Annotated in this window: 3 protein-coding genes; all 3 read left to right on the plus strand. The window is 30.2% G+C overall.

The window, feature by feature from the left end; translation table 11 throughout:
- A partial coding sequence (locus ACIQZC_RS09000; RefSeq protein WP_396138895.1) for a tetratricopeptide repeat protein occupies nucleotides 1-2,288 on the plus strand: 2,288 nt, incomplete at its 5' end.
- A gap of 59 nt (nucleotides 2,289-2,347) precedes the next feature.
- Nucleotides 2,348-4,114: a TonB-dependent receptor gene (locus ACIQZC_RS09005; RefSeq protein ID WP_396138896.1), complete on the plus strand. Its 1,767-nt coding sequence runs from the start codon at nucleotides 2,348-2,350 to the stop codon at nucleotides 4,112-4,114.
- 78 nt (nucleotides 4,115-4,192) lie between these two features.
- Nucleotides 4,193-4,642, plus strand: coding sequence for a hypothetical protein (locus tag ACIQZC_RS09010; RefSeq protein ID WP_396138897.1), 450 nt, complete (start codon nucleotides 4,193-4,195; stop codon nucleotides 4,640-4,642).
- Nucleotides 4,643-4,920 lie beyond the last annotated feature (278 nt).

Below are 4,920 nucleotides of genomic sequence, written 5' to 3' on the forward strand. Positions count from 1 at the left end.
AAAGTGAATTATCTAAAATCATTGGTGAAAGTTATTTTAATTTGAAAAAATATGATTTGGCATTACCTTTTTTAGCTGATTATAAAGGAAAAAATGGAAAATGGAATAATACAGATTTATATCAATTAGGTTATGTTTATTACCAACAAAAAGACTATGAAAATGCTATAACTCAATTTAATAAAATAATTGAAGGTAAAGATGTTGTGTCTCAAAATGCCTATTATCATTTAGCAGAAAGTTATTTAAAAACCGATAAAAAACAACAAGCTTTGAATGCGTTTAAAACGGCTTCTGAAATGACATTTGATTTAAAAATTCAAGAAGATGCTTATTTGAATTATGCTAAATTAAGCTATGAAATTGGAAATCCATATCAATCGGTTCCAGAAATCATGAATGTTTATTTGTCTAAATATCCAAATACTTCTTATAAACAAGAAATCAATACCTTATTGATTAGTTCCTACATTACTTCAAAAAATTATAAAGAAGCATTAGTGTTATTGGAAAAAAATAAATCACCTGAAAATAAATTAGCCTATCAAAAAGTAATGTTCTTTAGAGGTTTAGAATTATATACCGATGGTGATTATAAAGGAGCTTATTCATTATTTAAAAAATCGATGGGCGAAAATAAAGAAGCAAAAATTACGGCTAGAGCTCTATTTTGGAAAGGGGAAACCGAGTATAATTTAGATCAATTTGAAGAAGCAAAATTAACTTTCTTACAGTTTTTAAGTGCTTCTGAAGCTTCAACTACGCCCGAGTTTAGAAATGTAAATTACAATTTAGCATATGCTTATTTTAAATTGAAAGATTATGCTAGCGCCATTAAATATTTTGGAGATTACACTCTTTCTCAAAAAGAAGACAAAATAAGATTAATGGATGCTTACTTGCGTTTGGGCGATTGTAATTTTATGGCTGCAAAATTCTGGCCAGCAATGGATGCTTATAACAAAGTAATCGATATGAAAAGTGTTGATGCAGATTATGCCGCTTTTCAAAAAGGAATCAGTTATGGTTTTGTAAACAAGCCAGAACGAAAAATGGAGGAATTAGAAAAGTTTAGTAGAACATATACTAAATCGCAATATATTGATGATGCGTTGTATGAATTAGGGAATACCTATGTAAATCAGACTTTAAATGAAAAAGCACTTTTAACATATGATGATTTAATTGCTAAGCATACTTCAAGTTCATATGTGGCTAAAGCTATTTTAAAGCAAGGATTAATTCACTACAATGGCAATAAAGAAGAGCAAGCATTAGTAAAATTTAAAAAAGTGGTGGCAGAGTTTCCTAATTCTCCAGAATCGCTTGAAGCAGTTTCAACGGCACGTTTAATTTATGTAGATAATGGAAAAGTAGATGAATATGCCGATTGGGTTAAAACACTTTCTTTTATTGAAGTTTCAAACGCAGATTTAGATAACGATACGTATGAATCAGCTGAAAAACAATACTTACAAAATAATGCAAAACAAGCAATTTCTGGATTTACAAGTTATGTGAGTAAGTTTCCAAATGGTTTACATGCGCTAAAAGCAAATTTTTATTTAGCACAATTATATTTTGCAGATAATTTAGAAAATAATACCATCAAACATTATGAATTTGTAGTTTCTAAATCGCGTAGTGAATATACAGAACAGGCATTGGCTCGTTTGTGTCAAGTGTATTTAAAAGCTAAGGATTATAATAATGCTATTCCTGTTTTACAGCGTTTAGAAACCGAAGCAGAATTTCCTCAAAATACCACTTATGCTCAATCTAATTTGATGAAATCATTTTATGAAAAAGAAGATTATGCAAACGCAGTGGTTTATGCCGATAAAGTATTGAAAAATGATAAAATTGAAGATCAAATTAAAAGTGATGCGCAAATTATAGTTGCACGTTCGGCTATAAAAACCAATGACGAAGCCAAAGCAAAAGAGGCTTACGAAAAATTAAATAAAATTGCCAAAGGCGAATTAAAAGCCGAAGCCTTATATTATGATGCTTATTTTAAAAATAAAGAAGGAAAGTTTGAAGCTTCAAACAAAGTGGTTGAAAACATTGCTGTAGACTATTCGGGATATAAATATTTTGGGTCGAAAGCATTAATCATTATGGCTAAAAATTATTTTAGTATGAATGATAGCTTTCAAGCCACCGAAATTTTGCAAAGTGTTATTGAAAATTTTACAGATTATGCTGATGTAGTTGCTGAGGCCCAAAAAGAGCTAGATTATATAAAAGTAGAAGAAGCCAAACGTAATTCATCAATCACTAACTAATAATCTTATTTCATTGTCATACTGAACTCGTTTCAGTATCTCATTTAAAAATATTGAACATGAAGAAATTAAAAGTAATCGCCGTAGTTTTAGTTGTATTTGGAATCCAATTTTCTTTTTCTCAAGTAAAAGATGAAAATATTGGTTCAGAGGTGGTGAATATTGTAAAACCATATACACCAACCATTTCTGATGCTTTTAAAGTAAAAGAGACACCTGTTTTAGCAGATGAAGAAACGCATAAAAAAGAAAAAATCCAGTACAATATTTTTTCGTTTCCGGTAGCTTCAACTTTTACACCAAGTAAAGGAACAGCAGCAACGGTTGATCCTCAGGAAAAAGAAAAATTATTCAGCAATTATGCAACGCTTGGTTTTGGTAATTATGGAACTGCTAACGCCGAGTTATTTATAACAAAAAACATAAGTAGAACAAGTTACTTTGGTACTATGTTGCGTCATTTATCTTCTCAAGGCGGAATCAAAGATTTGGTTTTAGATGATAAATATGCCAATACTAGTTTAGATTTAACCTATGGTGTTCGTGAGCGCAATTTGAGTTGGAATATTGATTTAGGGGTTAAAAATCAAATGTATAACTGGTATGGATTGCCTAATTATAGTATTTTTACGGATGCGATTATCCAGAATATCGATTCGAAACAAAACTATAATACTATTGCTCTAGGCGGAAAAATAGCTTTAAAGGAAGGTGTTTTCAATGAAGCAAGTATTCAGTTTAAGCGTTTTACCGATGGTTTTGATTCTAGCGAAAATCGATTTTTTGTAAAACCGACTTTGAATTTTAAAGTGCTGAATCAAAAAATTAATACAGATTTTGTTTTTGATTATGTTAGCGGAGATTTTGATAGACATATTGATTTAATCAATTCTGCATATAACTACTCTTCACTTAATTTCGGCTTTAGTCCAAGTATTTTCTACCAACAAGACGATTTGTCAGTTCAAGTAGGCGCAAGTGTTTTTTACTCAGTTTTAAATAGAAATACCATTGGAATGCCTTTAAACAAAAATAGCATTTATATTTATCCAAACATCAAAGCATCCTATAAATTAGTAGGCGATATTTTAATTGCTTATGCTGGCGCAGAAGGTAATTTGCAACAAAACTCGTACGCTGATTTTGTCGATGAGAATCCGTTTTTATCTCCTACACTTTTTATTGAGCCAACCGATAATAAATTTGATATTTATGCAGGTTTGAAAGGAAAATTAGCTAATTCGGTTGCATTTAATGTAAAGGCTTCCTTTTTAAATCAAGATAACAAAGCATTATTTTTAAATAATAAATTCAATGTTTTATCCACAAATACAGAAGGATATGCTTACGGTAATTCATTTGGAGTAGTTTATGATAATGTAAAAACAATGAGTTTGTTTGGTGAATTAAAAGCCGATTTTTCTAAAAACATTTCATTTGGAATCAACGGTACTTACAATAATTATTCATCAGATACGCAAGCTGAAGCATGGAATTTACCTCAATTAAAAATTGGAACGACACTGGATTTTGACATAAACAAAAAATGGTATGCCGGTGCAAATGTGTTTTTTGTTGGAGAAAGAAAAGATTTGGTATCAATCCAAAATGATGCTACTGTTTTTCCACCAACATTTTCTCAACAAGTGGTGAATTTAGATAGTTATTTCGATTTGAATGCTCACGTCGGCTTCAAGTATAATACAAGATTAACCGCTTTCTTAAAAGGAAATAATTTAGCGAATCAACAGAGCGATCGATGGGCAAATTTTCCAGTGCAAGGAATTCAAGTGTTAATTGGAGCTAATTACAAGTTTGATTTTTAAAAATAATTAACCACAAATATTGCAAAGTCTTACACTAGAGTTACTAATTTTTTTACACTTTGTGGTTAAAAATTTATCATGACATTCAAACAAATAATAAAGCAACATCATTTAGTATTATTACAAGACAAAATAGATGTCTATCAAGATATGATTTTGGGTTTGTCTAATGATGCACAAAACGATGCAAAAGGTTCGGCAGGCGATAAGCACGAAACGGCTTTATCGATGATGCATTTAGAACAAGAAAAGTTAACCAATAAACTCAAAGAAACTATTGTTTTAAAAGAGATTCTTGAAAAAATTGATGTTTCCAAAACCACAGCAACAATTGTCTTAGGAAGTTATGTAAAAGTCAATGCAATGCAATTATTTATTAGTGCTGCTTTACCTAAAATTCCTATTAATGAAATTACCATTTTGTCTGTTTCGCCACAATCGCCTCTTGGAAGTCAATTAATGGGTAAAAAACAACATGATATCGTAGTTGTAAATGGAACTACTTTTACCATACTTGAAGTGGAATAAGTAGGTCTAATTTTTCATAAATAATCGGATTTTTTAGAATGCGTCAACTGGAAATTGTTGGCTTTTTTGTTTTTAACAAATGTTAATAACTTAATAGGTTTTTGCGCTTATTTGTAGTTAATTTTTTTACGAAATAGTTATATTTGTCTGATAATTAAAAATCGAATATTTAAGAGATAATTATATGAGCGAAGAAGTTAAGAAAAACAATTATTCGGCAGACAGTATTCAGGCGTTAGAAGGAATGGAGCATGTAAGAATGCGTCCTTCCATGTATA

The organism is Flavobacterium sp. (genome assembly GCF_044338735.1).
In the GTDB taxonomy this organism is placed as follows: domain Bacteria; phylum Bacteroidota; class Bacteroidia; order Flavobacteriales; family Flavobacteriaceae; genus Flavobacterium.